Source organism: Mycobacterium sp. E342 (assembly GCF_001667665.1).
GTDB lineage: Bacteria > Actinomycetota > Actinomycetes > Mycobacteriales > Mycobacteriaceae > Mycobacterium.
This window is the reverse complement of the sequence record NZ_LZJM01000225.1, coordinates 52,329-70,458: the sequence shown is the minus strand read 5'-3', so window position 1 is coordinate 70,458 and position 18,130 is coordinate 52,329. Positions and strand designations below refer to the sequence as shown.

16 protein-coding genes are annotated in these 18,130 nt (G+C 67.6%); 9 read left to right on the top strand and 7 right to left on the bottom strand.

The genetic code is table 11. The features are described from left to right. Positions 1-91 precede the first annotated feature (91 nt). Positions 92-1,657, bottom strand: a complete 1,566-nt coding sequence (locus tag A5692_RS17105; protein WP_068057941.1) for an AMP-binding protein — start codon at positions 1,655-1,657, stop codon at positions 92-94. Continuing rightward, complete coding sequence (locus A5692_RS17100; RefSeq protein ID WP_068057939.1) at positions 1,657-2,784, bottom strand: Rieske 2Fe-2S domain-containing protein; 1,128 nt, start codon at positions 2,782-2,784, stop codon at positions 1,657-1,659. The genes A5692_RS17105 and A5692_RS17100 overlap by 1 nt, the downstream gene beginning before the upstream one ends. Before the next feature lie 102 nt (positions 2,785-2,886). Here A5692_RS17100 and A5692_RS17095 point away from each other — a divergent pair, with 102 nt between their 5' ends. Continuing rightward, positions 2,887-4,173 (top strand): cytochrome P450, encoded by a 1,287-nt coding sequence (locus tag A5692_RS17095; protein WP_369830297.1) that lies wholly within the window; start codon positions 2,887-2,889, stop codon positions 4,171-4,173. Between the two features lies 1 nt (position 4,174). Here A5692_RS17095 and A5692_RS17090 read toward each other — a convergent pair whose 3' ends face one another. Genes A5692_RS17090 through A5692_RS17080 form a run of 3 tightly spaced genes read right to left on the bottom strand, consistent with a single transcriptional unit; the run spans position 4,175 to position 7,251 of the window. Further along, on the bottom strand, positions 4,175-4,615 hold the full coding sequence (locus A5692_RS17090; protein WP_068057935.1) for a nuclear transport factor 2 family protein: 441 nt from the start codon (positions 4,613-4,615) through the stop codon (positions 4,175-4,177). A 41-nt stretch (positions 4,616-4,656) separates the two neighbouring features. Next, entirely contained in the window at positions 4,657-4,848 is a 192-nt protein-coding gene (locus tag A5692_RS17085) for a ferredoxin (RefSeq protein ID WP_046185638.1), read from the bottom strand. Between the two features lie 18 nt (positions 4,849-4,866). Further along, entirely contained in the window at positions 4,867-7,251 is a 2,385-nt protein-coding gene (locus tag A5692_RS17080) for a CoA transferase (RefSeq protein WP_068057933.1), read from the bottom strand. Between the two features lie 100 nt (positions 7,252-7,351). Between A5692_RS17080 and A5692_RS17075 the strand changes: the two genes are divergently transcribed. Together A5692_RS17075 and A5692_RS17070 are read left to right on the top strand one after the other, a co-directional pair. Beyond that, complete coding sequence (locus A5692_RS17075) at positions 7,352-8,173, top strand: FadR/GntR family transcriptional regulator (protein WP_067916594.1); 822 nt, start codon at positions 7,352-7,354, stop codon at positions 8,171-8,173. 10 nt (positions 8,174-8,183) lie between these two features. Then, positions 8,184-8,903, top strand: a complete 720-nt coding sequence (locus A5692_RS17070) for an SDR family oxidoreductase (protein ID WP_068057931.1) — start codon at positions 8,184-8,186, stop codon at positions 8,901-8,903. Here the strand turns inward: A5692_RS17070 and A5692_RS17065 are convergent. After that, positions 8,866-9,738 carry an LLM class flavin-dependent oxidoreductase gene (locus tag A5692_RS17065; RefSeq protein ID WP_068057929.1) on the bottom strand — a complete coding sequence of 291 codons (873 nt, stop codon included), beginning with the start codon at positions 9,736-9,738 and terminating at the stop codon, positions 8,866-8,868. The genes A5692_RS17070 and A5692_RS17065 overlap by 38 nt on opposite strands. A 78-nt stretch (positions 9,739-9,816) precedes the next feature. On the opposite strand from A5692_RS17065, the gene A5692_RS17060 reads away from it, so the two are divergent. The 5 genes from A5692_RS17060 to A5692_RS17040 are packed head-to-tail and all read left to right on the top strand — an operon-like array spanning position 9,817 to position 15,610. Further along, positions 9,817-10,884, top strand: a complete 1,068-nt coding sequence (locus A5692_RS17060) for an acyl-CoA dehydrogenase family protein (RefSeq protein ID WP_068057927.1) — start codon at positions 9,817-9,819, stop codon at positions 10,882-10,884. Continuing rightward, positions 10,881-11,978 carry an acyl-CoA dehydrogenase family protein gene (locus tag A5692_RS17055; RefSeq protein WP_068057925.1) on the top strand — a complete coding sequence of 366 codons (1,098 nt, stop codon included), beginning with the start codon at positions 10,881-10,883 and terminating at the stop codon, positions 11,976-11,978. Before A5692_RS17060 ends, A5692_RS17055 begins: the two co-directional genes overlap by 4 nt. Continuing rightward, positions 11,975-13,132: an acyl-CoA dehydrogenase family protein gene (locus A5692_RS17050; protein ID WP_197514494.1), complete on the top strand. Its 1,158-nt coding sequence runs from the start codon at positions 11,975-11,977 to the stop codon at positions 13,130-13,132. The genes A5692_RS17055 and A5692_RS17050 overlap by 4 nt, the downstream gene beginning before the upstream one ends. Further along, positions 13,129-14,064, top strand: a complete 936-nt coding sequence (locus A5692_RS17045; RefSeq protein ID WP_068057922.1) for an acyl-CoA dehydrogenase family protein — start codon at positions 13,129-13,131, stop codon at positions 14,062-14,064. Before A5692_RS17050 ends, A5692_RS17045 begins: the two co-directional genes overlap by 4 nt. A gap of 49 nt (positions 14,065-14,113) precedes the next feature. After that, entirely contained in the window at positions 14,114-15,610 is a 1,497-nt protein-coding gene (locus tag A5692_RS17040; protein ID WP_068057920.1) for a class I adenylate-forming enzyme family protein, read from the top strand. 20 nt (positions 15,611-15,630) lie between these two features. Here A5692_RS17040 and A5692_RS17035 read toward each other — a convergent pair whose 3' ends face one another. Beyond that, positions 15,631-16,038 carry a hypothetical protein gene (locus tag A5692_RS17035; RefSeq protein ID WP_231984349.1) on the bottom strand — a complete coding sequence of 136 codons (408 nt, stop codon included), beginning with the start codon at positions 16,036-16,038 and terminating at the stop codon, positions 15,631-15,633. A gap of 896 nt (positions 16,039-16,934) precedes the next feature. On the opposite strand from A5692_RS17035, the gene A5692_RS17030 reads away from it, so the two are divergent. Continuing rightward, positions 16,935-18,050, top strand: a complete 1,116-nt coding sequence (locus A5692_RS17030; RefSeq protein ID WP_068057918.1) for an FAD-dependent oxidoreductase — start codon at positions 16,935-16,937, stop codon at positions 18,048-18,050. Positions 18,051-18,130: the final 80 nt, after the last annotated feature.

Sequence of the window (18,130 nt, the reverse complement as noted above, 5' to 3'; positions counted from 1 at the left end):
GTCCCCAGCCTGTCTCGGAAAACGCCTGCCTATGAGCGAAGTGACGTAACCGTAGCGTAACTTTCCGACTATTACGTAACATTAACGTAACTTACCGGCTAACGATATAGCCCTGAGTTTCACTATCCCACGCCTCCCGAGTCACCCCCCGCGCGCGCAACAGGTCTTTGCGTATTCGTCCGATGACATTCTTCGGAAGTTCGCTGACGATCTCCACGAATCGGGGCACGCAGAAGTACGGCATCCGGGCCGCGCAGAAATCGAGCAGCTCGGTGTAATCCAATGTGGCCCCTAGCCGCAACGTCACAACGACCAGGATGTCGTCTTCGCCCAATGGGCTGGGCACCCCGACGGCGGCGGCTTCGGCCACGGCGGGATGGCGCGTGACCACGGTTTCCACTTCCACCGAGGAGACGTTTTCCCCGCGCCGGCGCAGCGAATCTTTCCTGCGGTCGACGTAGGTCAGGTTGCCCTCGCCGTCGAACCGGCCGAGATCGCCGGTGCGAAACCATTCCGGGTGGGGAATCGCCCGCAACCCCGGGCCGACATAGCCTTCGCTCATCACGTGCGGGTGGCGGGGCCGGCAGGTGATCTCCCCTACCGCGCCGGCGGGCACCGGTTCGCCGTCCTCGTCGACGATGCGCACCTGGAAATGGGGATTCGGCCGGCCCGACGTACCGGGCACCCCGTCGTCGGCGAGGGCCTTGACGGCGATCGGAAACGCCTCGGTCATCCCGTACATCGTGACAATGCGGCAGCCGTAACGCTTTTCGATGTCCCGGTAGTCCTTGGCGTCGATGGGAGCCGCGGAGATGAACCGCAACGGCAGCCGGGCATCGCGCGGATCCGCGGGCAGGTTGCGCAGCATCGAGACCATGGCGCCGGCGCCGGCGAAGCCGACGGCGCCGCGGGCGCGCACCTCGTCCCACACCTGGCCGGGATGAAAAGCTTCGGCCAGCACGGTCGTCGCGCCGAGCAGCATCGGGGCCAGCACGCTGGGCGCCGCGCTGAGGTGAAACAGCGGCATCGCCGTCCACAGCACTTCCCCCGCGCGCAATTCCCAGGCCGACGCGACCGTCGCGGCGACCGTGAACAGGTAATGCCAGGTCGTGGCGACCGCTTTCGAGGGCCCGGTGGTACCCGAGGTGTAGAAAAGGCAGCCCACGTCCGTCGCCGCGGCGGCGGTGTCGGCAAGCGGTGTGCCGGCTCCTCGGCTCAGCGTCGATGCGAGTGAATCGCCTTGCACCACCACGGTCGGCGGGTGGTCCAACGCGCCGGCCACCTCGTCGAGCCGGGGCCGGCGCTCGGCATCGGTCAGGACGACCTTCGCCTGTGACGGCCGCAGGGCGTCCAGCAGGAAGTCCCCCTTGTTCGCGGCGTTGACAGCGGCGCTCACGGCGCCAAGGCGCGCCGCGCCCAACCAGAAGTAGACCCATTCGGGGCAGGTGCCGGTGAATAAGGCCACGCCGTCTCCACGACAGATCCCCAACTCCGCCAGCATGTTCGCCGCGGCGCACGACCGCTGCCGCATCTGCTCGAAGGTCACGTCGACGCCGGCGATCGACATCATCACCCGGTCGGCATACTGTTCGGCGCGCCGATCGAGCACGGCCGCGACGGTGAAGCTTTCGACGCCGAAGTCGGCGGGTCCGGGCATCAGGCTTTCGCGGCCGCCGGGTCCGGCTGACCGTCGGCGGTGTAGCCGAAGTCGGACGGCGAGGGTTGCGCGCCCGGGTAGAAGCGATGCGCCCAGCGGCGTAGGGCGGCATAGTCGTGGGCCTCTTCGGGAGCCAGGTTCGGCTTCTCCAGGTACTTCATGTTCTCCCACGTGAAGAAGTCTTGTTTGATGACTTCCTGCTGCAGCCCCAGGAATTTGGCCGCGCGACCGGTCGGCACGTCGCCCATGTCGCCGGGCTCGCGGACGGAAGCCTGCGTGTAGAAGTAATCGGTGTAGTCTTCGTCGACCGGCGTCTGCCCGGTGACCTGCACCGTGGCCACCAGTTCGCTGGGGAAGCGGACGACCCCCAGACCCAGCGAGTAGTTGTCGTAGATGATCTTGGCGTCGACCGGTCCGTTGGGGGTCAGCCAGGTCGACGCGCGGCCCCCGCCGAAATGGGCGTTGACGGTCGCGTGCAAGTGGTAACCGGACACCTCGAACGACGCGGTGGTCGCGGGATTGGCGGCCTTGTGCACGTACTGCACGTGATACGGGTCGGCGGCGTTCTCGATGATCATCTGCGGGTGCACCTTCACCCGGTTGAGCATCTGGGTGTGCGGGTGCAACGGGTAGTACTCGTTGGTCTCCAGTTCAGGGAGCACCGGCGGTTGCCAGTACGGCGCCCGCCCGTGCCGCTCGTGCCACACGAGCACGAAGCCGTACCACTCCATGGTCGGGTAGGTGCGGATGCGCACGTTGTTCTTGCACCCGATCTTGCTGTAGGGGATCAGCGCGTTGCTACCGTCGCCGCGCCACTGCCAGCCGTGCCAGGGACAGACGATGTTCTCCCCCTCCACGGTGCCCCCGACACCCAGGTTCGCACCGAGGTGCTGGCAGTAGGCGTCCATCACGTGCACGCGGCCGGCCTCGGTGCGGAAGATGACGAGCTCCTCACCGAAGTAGTGCGCCCGCTTGACGTCACCGGCGGCCAGGTCGGATCCGAAGGCGACGATGAACCAGCCTGTCGGGAACCGGTAGGTCGACAGTGCGATACCCGCCTGCCCGAACTCGCGTTCCGAGGGATCTCCGGCCGAATCCGGTGCCGGGTCCGAAATTGTATGCGTCACGAGCTCTCCATATCCCGCCCAGGCGAAGCGTGCCCAGCGCAACCGGGCCGCGCTTCACTCACCACGGTTCGACGACACCGTCTATTTTTACTATCTTAAGCATTGAACGTCAACGCGGCGCGGACGCGCCCTGGCAGAGCGGGATATCACATGACGGCTGCGGCGGTGGACCTTTCCGACTTCGCCCTGTGGCGCAATGGTTTTCCGGACGAACTGTTCGCGGAGTTGCGACGCAGCCGGCCGATCTTCCGCCACGACCTGACCCCGGGCGTGGCGCAGACCGTGCACCGTGATTTCTGGGTGGCGACCAAACACCGGCACGCCGTCCGCCTGCACCGGGACACCGAGTCGTTCACCGCGGCCGACGGCCCGCTCATCCAGCCGGTTGCCCTGTTCTCGGCGTCCCCAACGATCATCACGCTGGACCCGCCGGAACTGAACAAGCGCCGCAAACTCATCTCCAACGCGTTCAATCCGCGGGCGATCGCCAAGCTGGAGGACGGCATCCGGGCGCGTGCGGCACGGATGATCGATGCGCTGCTCGCCAAAGGCGGCGGGGACTGGATCGAGGACGTCGCCGACGCCCTGCCGATGACGGTGATCGGCGACATCATCGGCATCCCGGACGAGGACCGTCCGCGGATATTCGACATCTTCGACCGCATCCTGAAGGTGCTTGCGCCCGAGGCGGGCCCGAGCGGGCGGGTAGAGCTCGACCTCTTCGCGTCGGTGTTCGCTTACGCGACGGAGCTGACCGCGGAGAAGCGGCGCAACCCCACCGATGACATCTGGAGCACGTTGGCGACCGCGGCGATCACCGGCGAAGACGGCGAGGAATTCAGCCTGCCCGCCAACGAACTGGAGTTCTTCTTCTTCGTGCTGGCCTTCGCCGGCAGCGACACCACTAAGAACGCACTGGCCATCGGGCTGCAGGCCTTCATGGCGAATCCGGAGCAGATCGAGCGCTACCGCGAGCAGGAAACGCTGCGGCCCGGCGCCATCGAGGAGGTGCTGCGCTGGGCCTCGCCGGTCGCGTACTGGACGCGCACCGCCAAGGTCGACGTTGAAATGGATGGCCAGCACATCGCAAAGGGTGCACGGGTGGTGTCGATGCTGCGCTCGGCGAACCGCGACGAGGAGGTCTTCGCCTCGCCCTTCACGTTCGACATCGGCCGTCAGCCGAACCCGCACGTCGCCTTCGGGGGCGGCGGACCGCATCACTGCCTGGGCGCCATGCTGGCCCGCGCCGAGCTGCGGGCGGTGTTCGACGAACTGTTGTTGCGCTGCGAGGAGATCGAAATCGGTCCGGCCAAGGTGAATTACCCGAACCTGACCACCAACATGTCGATCTACGACGCGATGCCGATATCGCTGAGCGAGAGGCGATAAGTTAGTAGGGCGCCGGCGAATCCCCGAAAACCGCGAGAACCGCCAACGGGTCCAGGTAGTCACGCCAATGCACGATTTTGCGATCCTTGACCGTGATGACCGAAACGAACCGGTTGACGTACGGCGCACCTGTGCGCACCACCGTGCCGTGCATGGTGTACTCGAGAACCACCACGGACTTCTCGGGATCGTAGTAGCGGTGCACGTCACTGCTGTGGCTTTGAACGATCGAATCGCCGTAGTCAGAGTAGAGCTCGGCGAGCGCCTCTCGTCCCACGACCGTGCGCGGATAGTCGGGGACGGTGATGACGAATTCGACCACCACATCCTCGGCATGCATGTCGAAAAAGTCGGCACCGTCCACCAGAGCCTTCAGGCACTCGGCGACAACGTCGAAGTAGGGCCGCATCGCGGCGTACCGAGTCATGTCTCGCAACGACATAGACGCACTCTATGGCGCACCGCCGACAGGTGCAGGGCGCGTCAGTCGATCAGCCGCAGCGCGGCCTTGGGGCACTGATCCACCGCGGCGCGCACGTCGATCTCCAGCCGCGGCGGCACGGGGCCGTCCGCGATCTGCACCACGTCTTCGTCCCCGAGTTCGAAGACTTCCGGCGCCAGCGATTCGCAGAAACCGTTGGCCTCACACAGGTTTTCGTCCACTGTCACGCGCACCAGATGCCCTCCACTTCTCTAGAGGCCCTTGGGTCGGGTCCCGATCACCCCACTGGTTGCGAGGCGTGTCAGTTCGTCGTCGGTCAGCCCGCACCGATCGCGCAGTACGTCTTCATTGTGCTCGCCCAATCGCGGCGGTGGCCGCAGTAGCCAGTTGTCCTGGCCGGCCAGCCGGGCGAACGGGGGGCATGGATATAGGCCTGCACCGGTGCTGGGGTGGTGCAGGGTCTCGAAGAATCCGCGGTGCCGTAGTTGGAGATTGTCGGTGACCAATGACGGCGAGACCACTGGCGCGGCGGGAATGCCGGCGGCGGCCAATTGCTCCACCGTCGCGCCGAGGGGCAGGTGGGCGAACCACTCCGCGAGCCGGCGATCGACGTCGTCCGCCCGATGACGCCGCGCCGCGACGGTGGACAGCTCCTCGTCGCACCAGGCCGGTCGACCGATCAGCTCGACCAGCGCGCGCCACTGCGGGTCGTCGCGCACGGTGACAGCGATCCAGTCGTCATCGCCGGCGCACCGGTAGATGTTCTGGATCGCGTCGCCGTGCCCGCGGTTGCCCCGCCGGGTCAGTGTCGCGCCGAAGACCTCGGATTCGATCGCCTGGATCGCGGTGGCGTTCAGCACCGTTTCGAGCATCGGCAGCTCGACGAGCTGCCCCGATCCGGTCCGTTCGGCGAAGTTCAGCGCCGCCAGCACGGCGAACGCGGCGTGCACGCCGGCCAGCGGGTCGCAGGCCCCCCGCGGGGTCACCGGTGGCTCGTCGGGCAGCCCCGTCACCCAGGCCAGGCCGGCGATCTGCTCCATGGTGGGGGCGAATCCGACCCGATCCCGCCACGGCCCGTCCAGCCCGAAGGCGGGCATGCGGGCAACCACGAGTTCGGGATTGACGTTCAGCAGCACGTCGGCGGTCAGGCCGAAGTGGTCCATCACCCGTGGTGAGAAGTTCTCGATGACCACATCGGCGCCGGCGGCCAGCTCGGTGAACAGGCGGCGCCCGTCTTCGGAGCCCAAATCCAGCGTGACGGAACGCTTATTGGTGTTCATGGCGTGGAAGACCCAGCCGTACTCCCACCAATCGTCGACATCGGTGCGCATGCCACCCGAATAGCGAATGCCATCGGGTCGCTGGATGGATTCCACCTTGACGACATCGGCGCCGAAGGCGGCCAGCAGGTGGGTTGCCGCGGGACCGGCCCAGAACGCGGTCAGGTCGACGATGCGCACACCGGCCAGGGGTAACGTGCGCGGAGCCGAGCCCACCCCGGGTTCCCTTGCGGGCCAGAGCGTCTCATCGTTGGCCTCGCCGACAACGGGCGCGGCCCCCGGCGGTGCGGGCGCGCACGCCGACATCAGCCATGGCGGCCGGGGCTGGTGAAAGCCGGCGGGATTGGCAACGAACGCCCCGCGCTGGGTCACGTACTCCATATTCCGGATCGTGGAGCCGTTGCCCAGCGCCGCGATCGGCAGCCGGAACAGTTGGCCGAGCTCAACTATCTCCTCGACCGTGCGTTCGGCCAGCCATGGGCGGATCTGTTCACGGATCAGGTCGCGGTAGGCCCACCGGCCGATCTGGAACCGCAGCTGCTCGATCTCCTCGAGCTGCGGACACCCGACCATCGCGAGGAAGTCGAGCCATTGCTGGCCTGTGACCATGGTGATCCCGACGTAGCCGTCTTTGGCCGGCTCGATGGAGGGCACTTCGAGGGTACGGCGGATCGGCGGCACCCGCAGCAGCTGGGAGTGCAGCCATTCGCTGCTCTGCATGGCGGTGAGCGCCTCCAGCATGGACAGGTCGAGGTGCTCACCGGGGCCGCCGCGGTCGACGCGGCGGCGCACGGCCAGCGCACCGAAGGCGGCGTACACGCCGCCCATGTACTCCCCCAGGTCGCCGCCGATGGAGATGGGCGGCCCGGCGGGATCGCCGCGGAAGCCGGGCGAGCCCGCCCACGCCTGCAGGGTGAATTCGCTGGCGGCCCGGTCGGCGTACGGTCCGGCCCAGCCGAAGTCGGAGATCGTGGCGATGATCGCGCGCGGGGAGGCCGCCAGCAGCCGCTGCGGGTCGACGCCCAGGGCCGCCGCCCGCTCCCGGCCGGCCGTGATGACGACGACGTCCGCGGCGGCCAGCAACGCGTGCATACCCTCCGCATCCGGCGGGTGGGTCACGCTGCGCTTGCCGGCGTTGAGGTACGCGAACAACGGCGCACTCCGCCCCTCCGGCACCGGCGACCGAGTGGCGGAGTACCGGCGGAGCCAATCGCCTTGCGGTGGTTCGATTTTGCACACCTGAGCGCCCGCGTCGGTCAGCAGCTTCCCGCAGTAGCTGCCCGCTATCCGGTCGCTGATCTCGACGACGCGCAGGTCATGCAGCGGCGTGGGCCGGCTGTCGGACCGCTCGCTCACTTACTACCCGCCCTCCCGATCGACACGCGATCGAAGAAGCTATTTATACCATTACTGCTAAAATAGCTAAGCCAGCGAGTTGCTTTGCATCGAGGATCGGATGACCGCCTTGGGAATTGGGCAGGACGCCCGTCGCCGATTATCGGCGCCGCGGATCGCAGAAATCGTAGCCGACGAGTTGCGCCGCCAGATCATCAACGGCGAGCTCGCCGACGGCGATCTCTTGCCGCGTCAAGAGGTGCTCGTCGAACAGTTCAACGTGAGCCTGGTTTCCCTGCGCGAAGCGCTGCGGATCCTGGAAACCGAGGGGCTCGTTTCGGTCCGGCGGGGTAACCGCGGCGGGGCCGTCGTGCACGCCCCGGCGAAGACGAGCGCCGCCTACATGCTGGGATTGTTGCTGCAAAGCGAGTCCGTGGCCGTCGCCGACCTCGGCATGGCGTTGCAAGAACTCGAACCCGCGTGCGCCGCCCTGGCCGCCCGGCGGCCGGACCGGGCGGACACCTTGGTGCCCGAACTCAACCGGGTCAACGACTCCATGGCCGAAAACATCGAAGACGGTGGGCTGTTCACCGAAATCGGCCGCGAATTCCACGATCTCGTGGTCCGCGGCTGCGGTAATCACACCATCATCGCGGTGGTCGGCAGCTTGGAGACGCTGTGGACCAGCCACGAACAACAGTGGGCGGACGAGAGCGCGGCGCGTGGCACCTATCCTTCGTTGGCGCAACGCCGGGCCGTGCTCAGCACGCACGTCAAGCTGACCGAGACCATCGCGGAGGGCGACGTCGACCGGGCGCGCCGCATCGCCGGTCGCCATCTCGCCGACACCCAGACCTATGTGCTCTCCGGTGGGCCCGATCAACGAATCCACGCGTTGTCGCCGCAAGCCTTGTCGCGGACGCGGGATTTCCGGCAATCGTAAGCGGCGGCCGTTGAGAACCGCATTGGTCACCGGCGGCAGCGGCGGGATCGGCAAGGGGTGCGGCCGCAAGTTGGTCGAGCTCGGTTACGACGTGGTGCTGGCGGCGCGGCGCGAAGCGCCGTTGCGTGCGGCCGCCGAGGAGATCGGTGCCCGCCACGTCGTGGCCGACGCGTCGGACCCGGACGGATTCGCAGCTGCGGCAAGCGCATTGGAAACGATCGACCTCGTCGTCCACGCCGCGGGCACGTTGGGCGGGACCTACGCACGCAAGCAGACGTTCGAGCAGTGGCGGACCATCATGTCGGCCAATCTGGATTCGTGCTTCGTGGTGACCGCCGCCACGCTGCCGAGGATGCGCCCGGGTTCGCGATTCGTGTTCATCTCCTCGTCGGCCGCGCACGAACCGATGATGGCGCGGACGGCCTACTCGGCGTCGAAGGCCGGTATGAACGCATTCGCGCGGGCCCTGGCATTGGAGGTCGATCGCGACGGCATCAACGTCCACATCGTCACACCCGGTCCGGTGGAAACCGAGATGCTGCAGGACGTTCCCTTCGAGATGTACGCGATTCGGGTCTCGGATGTGGCGGACGCGGTCGCCTGGCTGGATACCGTCGACCCGTCCGTCGACCTCCCGGAGATTCGGCTGAGCGCGGTGCAACGCGGCCCGTACGCCCGGCCGCCGGTGGTGCCTACGGAGGCCCGCCGCCGGAGGCAGCGAACGCCTTGATCACCGTCTCGCCGAATTCGTCCAGGGAATCGGGCACGGCGAAGTCGGCGAACCACACGTAGAACCGCTCGACCCGCTGGGCGGTCAGTCCGGTGAAGTGTGCGATCAGCTCGCCGGCGTCGCCGCACACCAGCCCCGAGCCCAGGTTGCCGAATCGCCGCTGGCTGACCTCGCGCACTTTGTCCGGATCGCCGCCCGTGCGGACGAACCCCACCATCTGCTGGACCGACACCCGGGCCGTTCCCGCGGAGGGCGCCAGCTTGGGCAACTTGTCGAGGTGGTTGGCCGGCACGTTCCACCAATCCGCATGTCTGCGAACCAATTCCATCATCCTGGGGCCGGTGCCACCCAGGACCAGCGGTATCGGATACGACCTTCGGGGGGCCTGCGGAGCCGGGCCGCCCTGCGGATCGTCGCCCCAGTACCGCCTGATCAACTCGAGGTGGCGCCCGAGTTGTTCCACCCTGGCCACCGGATCCTGCTGGCCGACATCGAATCTGGTGAACTCCGCGGGCCAGGATCCGGCGCCGAGACCCAGCTCGAATCTGCCCCCCGACGCGTCCGACAGGGTGACGGCTTGCTTGGCCAGCACGGCGGGGTGGCGAAACGCGTCGCACAGCACCAGGTGTCCGATCCGCAGCCGCTCGGTCTTGGCCGCCACCCAGCCGGCAATGCTTATTGCCTCCCAGATGCTTTCATCGGGCAGACCGGGGGCCTCGAGGTGATCGATGAACGCCATGCCGTCGAAGCCACTGGCCTCGGCGTGGCGCGCCCGCTCCACGATGTCGGCCGCCGACAGCCGCACCTGCGGCAGGAACAAATACCACTCGACCATGCGCCCACCTATGCGTATATCGCCGTGCGATTGCGAACCGGGCCGCTAGTTTACTATTTTTATTATGTTAGGGGTCTTATGGATGTCGGACTGAACGCGGACCAGCTGTCGCTGCGCGACACGGTGCGCGACATCCTGCGCACGGAATGCCCGCCCGATGCGGCCCGGCAAGCGATCACCGATCCGGAGCGCTGGCGCGCGCTGTGGAAGACGGTTGTCGACCTCGGTTGGACGGAGCTCGCCGAGGCCGGCGACTACGGGCCGGTCGAGCTCGCGGTGGTGCTCGAGGAATGCGGTGCGGCCCTCGCGCCGGTGCCGTTGCTGAGCAGTGTCGGTCTGGCCGCGGGCGCGCTGCGGCACACCGGTCTCGAGGCGGTTCTCGACGACATCGCGGGCGGAGCCGTCGCAACGTTGGCCGTGCATGCCAGGGGTTCCCGGCTGGCGGGTGTGCCGATGACGCTGCACGGCGGACGGCTCCGGGGCCGGGCGGTCGCGGTTCCCAACCTGTCCCGGGCCGACCTGCTCGTCACGCTCGCGCGGGCCGACGCCGTCCCCGGCGGCACAGTGGTGGCGGCCGTTCGCTGCGGCGACGGGGTGACAGTGATCGCCGGCGAGTCGACCGACCCGGCGCAACCGCTCGCGGACGTCGAGGTCGACGCCGAGCCGGTGGCCACGGCACCCGTCGACGTGGACGCGGCGTTGACGCCGCCATTGGTGGCCGCCGCCGCAGATTTGGTCGGCGTCGCCCGCGCCGCCCTGCATCGCGCCGTCGAGCACGCGAAGACGCGCCGCCAGTTCGGCGCGCCGATCGGCGCCTTCCAAGGCATCAAACACGCGCTCGCCGACAACTACGTCGGCTTGGAGCGCGCGCGCAGCCTCACCTACGCCGCGGCCGCGCGACTGGCCGATCCGACCTCGTCCCCCGCGGCCGCGTGGACCGGCGCGGCGCTCGCCAAGGCGGCGGCCGGCGAGGCGGCCGTCAATTGCGCCAGAACCGCGGTCCAGGTGCACGGTGCACTCGGGCAGACCTGGGAGCACGACGCTCACCTCTACGTCCGGCACGCCTGGCAGACCGCCGCGATGCTGGGAGACAGCCGCGCGCTGTACCACGAGGTGGGCCGCCGCTTCGCAGGAACCGCGAAATGACCGCGCCGACAGAGGAATTCGGCGCCTGGCTGACCGACTTCCTGCCGAAGGACTACTACGCCAACTATCGGCAATACCGCTGGGACCTGACACTGCGGCGGGCCTACCAGCGGGCCGCGTTCGAGGCCGGATGGATACAGCCGACCTGGCCGCGGGAGCACGGCGGCCGGTCCCTGGGCTTGCGGGATGCGATGGAGGTCAGGATCGAGGCGGCGCTGCGGTCGGCGCCCAAGCTGCCCAACATCGCCGGCCCCAACGTCGCCGCACCCGGGATCCGGCAATTCGGCACGCCCGCCCAGATCGACCGCCTCCTGGTACCGCTGCTGCGCGGTGACGAATGGTGGGCGCTCGGCATGTCCGAGCCCGAAGCGGGATCGGATTTCGCCGGCCTGCGTACGCGGGCCGAGCGTGACGGCGACGCCTTCCGGGTGAACGGGCACAAGATCTGGACCACCCAAGCCCACGAGTCGCGGTGGTGCACCCTGTATGCCCGCACCGATCCGGAGGCACCCAAACACCGGGGTATTTCCTGCCTCATCCTCGACCTGCAATCGCCGGGGGTGCGGATCGAGCCCATCCGGATGGCATCGGTCTCCGACGAGACGTTTTGCGAGGTCTTCCTCGACGACGTCGAGGTGCCCGCCGACAACCTCCTGGGGCCGCTGGATGGGGGGTGGAACGTCGCGTTGTCCTCGCTGCACCACGAACGCCAGATGATCTGGATCATGAACTGGGTCGAGATCAAGCGCGGACTCGACGCCGTATGCCGCGCACAGCCGACGGCGGATATCTGCGCCGAGCTCGGTTCCCTGCTCGCCGACGCGGAAGCGTTGCGGGCCACCGGATACCGCGCCCTGGGCAACGAACTGGCGGGGCGACCCAGCCCCGAAGCCGACACCATGAAGCTACTCGGATCGGTTACCCTGCAGCGGGTTTGGGACCTGGCCGCCGCAACCGAGGGAATGCAGGCGCTCGGCGATCCAGACCTGCTCTTCGAACGCCAGGACGCGCTGGCCGCGACGATCTACGGCGGAACATCGGAAGTGCAGCGCAACATCATCGCCGAGCGGCTGCTCGGGCTGCCGAAGGGATGACGACGATGGATTACGACCTCGGCGACGACGCCGCAGAGTTGCGGAAACACCTGCGAGAGCTGATATCCGACCACATTCCCGCCGACTTCCTCGGGGCCTGCACCGAGAACCCGCGCGATCTCGCCACCACCGAGACGTTCTGCAAGCTACTGGCCGCGGAGGGACTGCTGGCGCTGGCCTGGCCGAAAGAGCATGGCGGCGGTGGGGGTTCGGTGTGGCAGCAGACCGTGCTGCGCGAGGAGATGTGGGCTCAGCACGAGCCACGCGGTCCCCAGTACATGGGCATCAACTGGGTGGGCCCGGCGCTGATGCGCTACGGAACGGACGAGCAGAAGGCCAAGCACCTGGCGGCCATCGCCGCCGGTGACGTGATCTGGTGTCAGGGGTTTTCCGAGCCGGAGGCCGGAACCGACCTCGCCTCGCTGCGTACCCGCGCCGTCCCGGACGGGGACGGGTGGCGCATCACCGGCCAGAAGGTGTGGACGTCCTACGCGTTGATGGCGTCCTGGTGTGTGCTGGCGGCGTGCACCGATCCCGAGGCCCCAAAGCCCAAGCGGCTCACCCTCTTTCTGATTCCGATGGACCGGCCCGGCTTCACCGTCCGGCCCATCGGATCGATGCTGGGGCCGCATCACCTCAACGAGATGTTCTTGGACGGCGTACCGGCGTTTCCCGGCGACGTCCTCGGCGAGGTCGGCGACGGCTGGCGGGTGATGCGTGAGGCGCTGGCGTTCGAGCGCGTCGGCATCGCCCGTTACGCGCGGTGCGAGTCGTTGCTCGAACGGATGCGGGCCCAACTCGGCGACGACTGGGACACGCTGCCCGAGTCGCTTCGATCGCGGTGGGTGCGGGCGCTCGTCGACCTCCGGGTGGCCCGGCTGCTGGCCTACCGGGCGGTGTCGCTGCAGGATGACCCGGCGGCGGGCGCGGCGGCCAGCGCGGCCCGCATCGCCACCACCACCTGCGATCAGCAGGTCGCCGAGCTGCTCTTCGACGTGCTGGGTCCGATCGCACTGGACAGCGGCTCCGGCGCGGCGCTGCACGGGGCGATCGAGGACCATTGGCGCTATGCCCAGGCGGCCACCGTGGCGTCGGGCACGATCGAAGTGCAGAAGATGTTGGTGGCCCGCGACGTTTTGGGAGAACACCGATGAAAACCGAACTACCCCAAGACATCAGCGAATTCGCCGCGGTCGCGGCCAAGCGATTCACGCGGCTGGGCGGCCCGCAGGCGGCGTTGTGCGCCGAGACCGACGACGGCGTCCGGGAAGCCGCGCGCACGGCCTTGAGCGAGGTCGGCGCGTTCGACCTCGATGTCCGCACGGAGGCGGACGACCTGCTCGCGGGGGCCGTGCTGTGCCGGGCCGCCGGGGCGGCAGCGTTGTCCTATCCGGTGGTCGAGGAGCTGTTGGCGATCGACGGCGCCCGCCTTGCCCTGGTCAACCCCGAGGCGCCGCGCATCGACCACGGTGACCTGCCCGGTGATTGGGTCGCCGCCGACCTCGACGGCACCCGCTACCGCCCGCGCCCGGCGTCGCGGACCACCGCCAAACTCGGGCCGTTCCTGGTGCCCGCTTCCCTCGGGGAACCCGATGGAACCATTCCGGCCAGTGACGTTAACCTTCATCTCGTGCTGGGATCATGGCGGATTCTGGGATCGGTGGAGCAGGCGCTGCACATCGTCACCGACCACGTGCGCGCCCGCATCCAGTTCGGTAAACCGCTGGCGGATTTCCAGGCCGTCAGGTTCGCCGTCGCGGAGGCCGCCGTCGCCGTGCGCGGGCTCTGCGAATTGGCGAAATTCACCGTCTGCCGGCCGGAATCGCTACCCACAGAGATCCATTCGGCGGACGCACTCGTTCTTCGGCTCAAGGCATCCGACACCGCGCGGCAGGTGCTACGCACCGCCCACCAGCTGTTGGGGGCGTTGGGTTTCTGCGATGAGTCCGACATCAGCGTGCTCGACCGGCACACCCAGCCCTTGATCCGCCTGCCATTGGGCGCCGAGGCGCTGACATTGCGCCTGATCCCCGACGTCCGGGACGGCTCGCTGGAAACACTGTTCAGCGGGCCGGTATCCGCGTGACGCGCGCCGGCGACGATGCAGAGCGACGCGATGAGGAGGAGCGGCGCTCATGACGGAGCCCGCCGCGGACGAGGCGACGGCCAACCCGTTAGCCGACGGAATCCCCTTCGGCGTCAAGCTCCACGAGCTCGCCGAGCGGCGCCCGAACGACCTCGGGGTCACCATCGTCGCCCTCGACGGCACCACGCGCTCGCTGACTTTCGGTGAACTCGACGCCCGCGCCAACCAGTGGGGCCGGGCGCTGGCCGCCAACGGCGCTAAGACCGGATCCCTTGTCGCCGTGGCGATCCCCAACTCCGAGCACCTTGTGCTGGCCACGCTGGGGTGCTGGAAGATCGGCGCCGTACCCGTGCCCATGCACTGGGACCTGCCCGAGTGGGAGCGCGACAGGGTGCGCGAGGTGATCAATCCCGCTGTGGTCGTCGACAACGCGAGCCGGTGGCGCCTGGCGGCGCAGGCGGCGGCCGAGTCCGCCGACGTCCTGCCCGTGGCCGTCTCCCCCAATATCAACGGCATCTGCAGCAGCGGATCCACCGGCGTGCCAAAGGTGATCCTCAGTCTGGCACCGTCGCTGTGGACCCCCCAGCACGGCGAGCCGTTCCTGTCGAACTGGACGCCGGTAGCGCAGCCGCAGACCATCATGGTGCCCGCGCCGATGTACCACACCAACGGCTTCGCCACCTTCTTCTTCCTGCTGGCCGGGGACCACCTGGTGATACTCGAAAAGTTCGATGCGGCTGTGGTTCTGGACGTGATAGAAGGCTTCCGGATCACCAACTTCACCGCCACGCCAACCATGCTGGCGCGGATTGCGGCCCGGCCGGACGTCCGGCAGCGGGACCTGTCCAGCATCGTGTTCGTCCTGCAGGGCGCCGCCGTGATGCCTCCCTCGCTGATGCACACCTGGTTCGAACTGCTGAGCCCCCAGCAGATCGTGTCGGCCTACGGCATGACCGAGAATCTCGGGCTGACCGCGCTGCGCGGCGATGAGTGGCTGGCTCATCCCGGCAGCGTCGGCCGCGGTTTCCGCGACACCGAGATCCGGATCCTCGACGCAGGAACCACAGAGCTGGGTCCCGGTGAGCACGGCGAGATCTATCTACGCGCACCGATGAGCGCGGGCTCGCGCTATGTCGGCGGCGCGCCGCCGCTGCCCTCGACCGAAGACGGTTTCCGCTCGGCCGGCGACATCGGCTATTTGGACGAGGACGGCTATCTCTACATCGTCGACCGCCGCGTCGACATGATCATCACCGGCGGCGCGAATGTGTTTCCGGCGGAGGTGGAGTCGGCGTTGGCCGGCCATCCCGGCATCGCCGACGTCGTCGTCATCGGCCTCGCCGATGCGCAATGGGGGCGCAGGGTGCACGCGGTGGTGCAGCTGGCCGACGGTGCGGCGCTGACCGAAGATGACGTGATCGAGTACGCGAAGAGCCGGCTGGCCCACTACAAGGCTCCCAAGACCGTCGAGTTCGTCGACGCGATTCCCCGCACCGCGGCGACCAAGGTCAATCGCTCCGCGATGATCGAGGCCCGGGGCGGCTGAACCGTCCGACGCCGAAAGCTTCACCCAACCGGTGCGATTCCCGAACTCGAGATGGTGAACCCGCGACCCGAGACGACGGTGCACGTCACGCCATCGGTCTCGGACCGGCATGTGAACGGCCCGGCTCCCATCGTGTGGCCATAACCGAGGATCGGAGTGCCTTCCGCCGGGTTGGCCAGACAGCTTTCACCTGTGCAGCGTGAGAGGGTCCCGCTGGTGTCCATGCTCACCGACGCCGGTGGCGCCAAGGTGAAGCAGAATGTTTCGTCCGGGATGCCGCGACGCTGGTAGTTGATCTCGCAGCTGATGTTGCGTGACGGGGACAGGAAGGCCACGTAGTTATCCTGATCCGCGATGGCCGACGGGACGAGCAGGGTGCTCCCGACGCCCACCAGAACCGCCGCGACGGTCAGCGCTTTTCTCAACACATGCCAACCGTGCCACAGCGGGGGAAGCGACGGACCGATTCGGGCGTTCCGTTACGGATGTTCATGTGCGACGCCGTATGCGTTGACATCTATCACCAGCAGAAGACATCCACCGAGTTAACTAATCGTGATACCCCGTATAGGTATCTATGCTGTTCCGTTTGATACACGGGTCTCGTCGATCATCCTTGAAACCCAGCTCCTATTAGCGTAATCCGTGAACGACTGGCCGCAGGCGTCAAATCGAGCTCGCCGCACCTGACATATACCCCCTGGGGGTGATAGCATCACGACCATCATGCCCTTGCAAATCGCCCACACGAACCGGTGGCTGCGCTACACCACCGCAGTCGTGGCACTTTTCTGGGCAGTGGGCGTCGCCGCAGGGTGCCACCTACCGCACCTTGCCGCAGCGGCTCCGGGAACGTCATCCCACACGTCGACTGCCGAGCGTCCCGAAGTTGCCACGCCGGCTCACCTTGTAGCCCCCGGCAGCGACTCATGCTCGCCCCTGAACCAGGGCTGCAAGCACGTCGTTCAGGCATCCTCAACCAGCGATCTGGCAGCACTTACCGTCGCCTTCGCAACGGTGGTGGCCGGGTCGTTGGCCTGGCCATTGCCTGCGGTGCCGCGGGGTCCGCCTCGAACCGCCGGGGTCACCTTTCATTGTTCGGGTCGAAACCTCTTGACCCGCTTCTGCATCGCTCGTATCTGATCGGTCAGCGTCAAGCCGTCGCGGGTTCCCGTCGGCTGGTTGCCGCTGTCCATATTCATCGCCGCGGGCGAATCGCCACGGCATTCATTTTGAGAAACGAGAGATACATGAGTCTTGCATTGTCTGCATATCGAAATCATTCCGGCAGTGTCACTTTGGAGAGCCGACGGGAGGAGCGGTCATGACGGCACGTCCGGAACAGCCAGGCGCGCTGGTGATCGGGGCCGGTGTGAGCGGCTGGACCACCGCGCTGGTGCTGGCCCGGCGAGGCTGGCGCGTCGTCGTGGCCGCGGACCGGTTCGGCGTCGACACTGTGTCGACGGTGGCCGGCGCCCTGTGGGAATGGCCACCATCGGTGTGCGGCCGCCACCACAACGAGTCCGTATTGGGCCGTTCGGCGGAGTGGGCACGCTATTCCTACATTCGCTTCGCGCGGCTCGCTGCCGATCCGCGAACCGGGGTCAGCCTGCGTCCGGCGGTGTTCTACTTCTCCCGGCCGGTCGATGAGGACCCGGCCGAGCTGGCCAAGATGACCGAGGTCGAACGGTTCGTGCCCGGGTTCGTGCGCGACCCCGACCTGATCGCCGCCCACGGTGTCAGCCCCGACGCCGGGGTGGTGGACGCCTACTCCTACCTGGCGCCCACCATCGACACCGACTGGTACCTGGCATGGCTGGCCCGCCAGGCCGAGGCCGCCGGCGTCACGGTCGTCCGGCGTAGCGTCCGCGGCCCGCTCGCCGATCAGGAGGACGAGCTGCTCGCCGAGCACGGGGTCGAGCTGATCATCAACTGCTCGGGACTGGGAGCGCGCGAGCTGGCCGGTGACCCGACCGTGGTGCCGCACCGAGGCGCGCTACTGCGGGTAGTCAACGACGGCAGTCACATGGCGCACGTGACTTCGGCCCACGCGGTGGCCAACGATGCGAGTACCGACAACCAGGACATGGTCTTCATCGTGCCCCGTGGGGCCAACCGGCTGTTGCTGGGCGGCCTGGTGGAGCACGGCGAGTACGGCACCGACCTCAACTTGGACGGTTATGCGCCGCTGCGGGAGATGCTCGACCGCTGCGTGCGGTTCCTGCCGATCCTGCGCGACGCCCGCCTGGATGCGGTGGACCCGGTCCGGGTCGGGCTGCGGCCCTTCCGCGAAGGCGGCGTGCGGCTGCAACGCGAACCCGGCAGCCGGATCGTGCACAACTACGGACACGGAGGTGCGGGCGTGACGCTGTCGTGGGGATGCGCGGACGAGGCTGCCCAACTGGCCGATGCCGTGCTCGCCCGACGGGGTGTCGCATGAACCGTTCCCGCGAGTGATCTAGGTCGAATTAGTCAGCATTTCAGAGGGATTCAGCTTCCTGTCATAGAAAGGATCAAAAT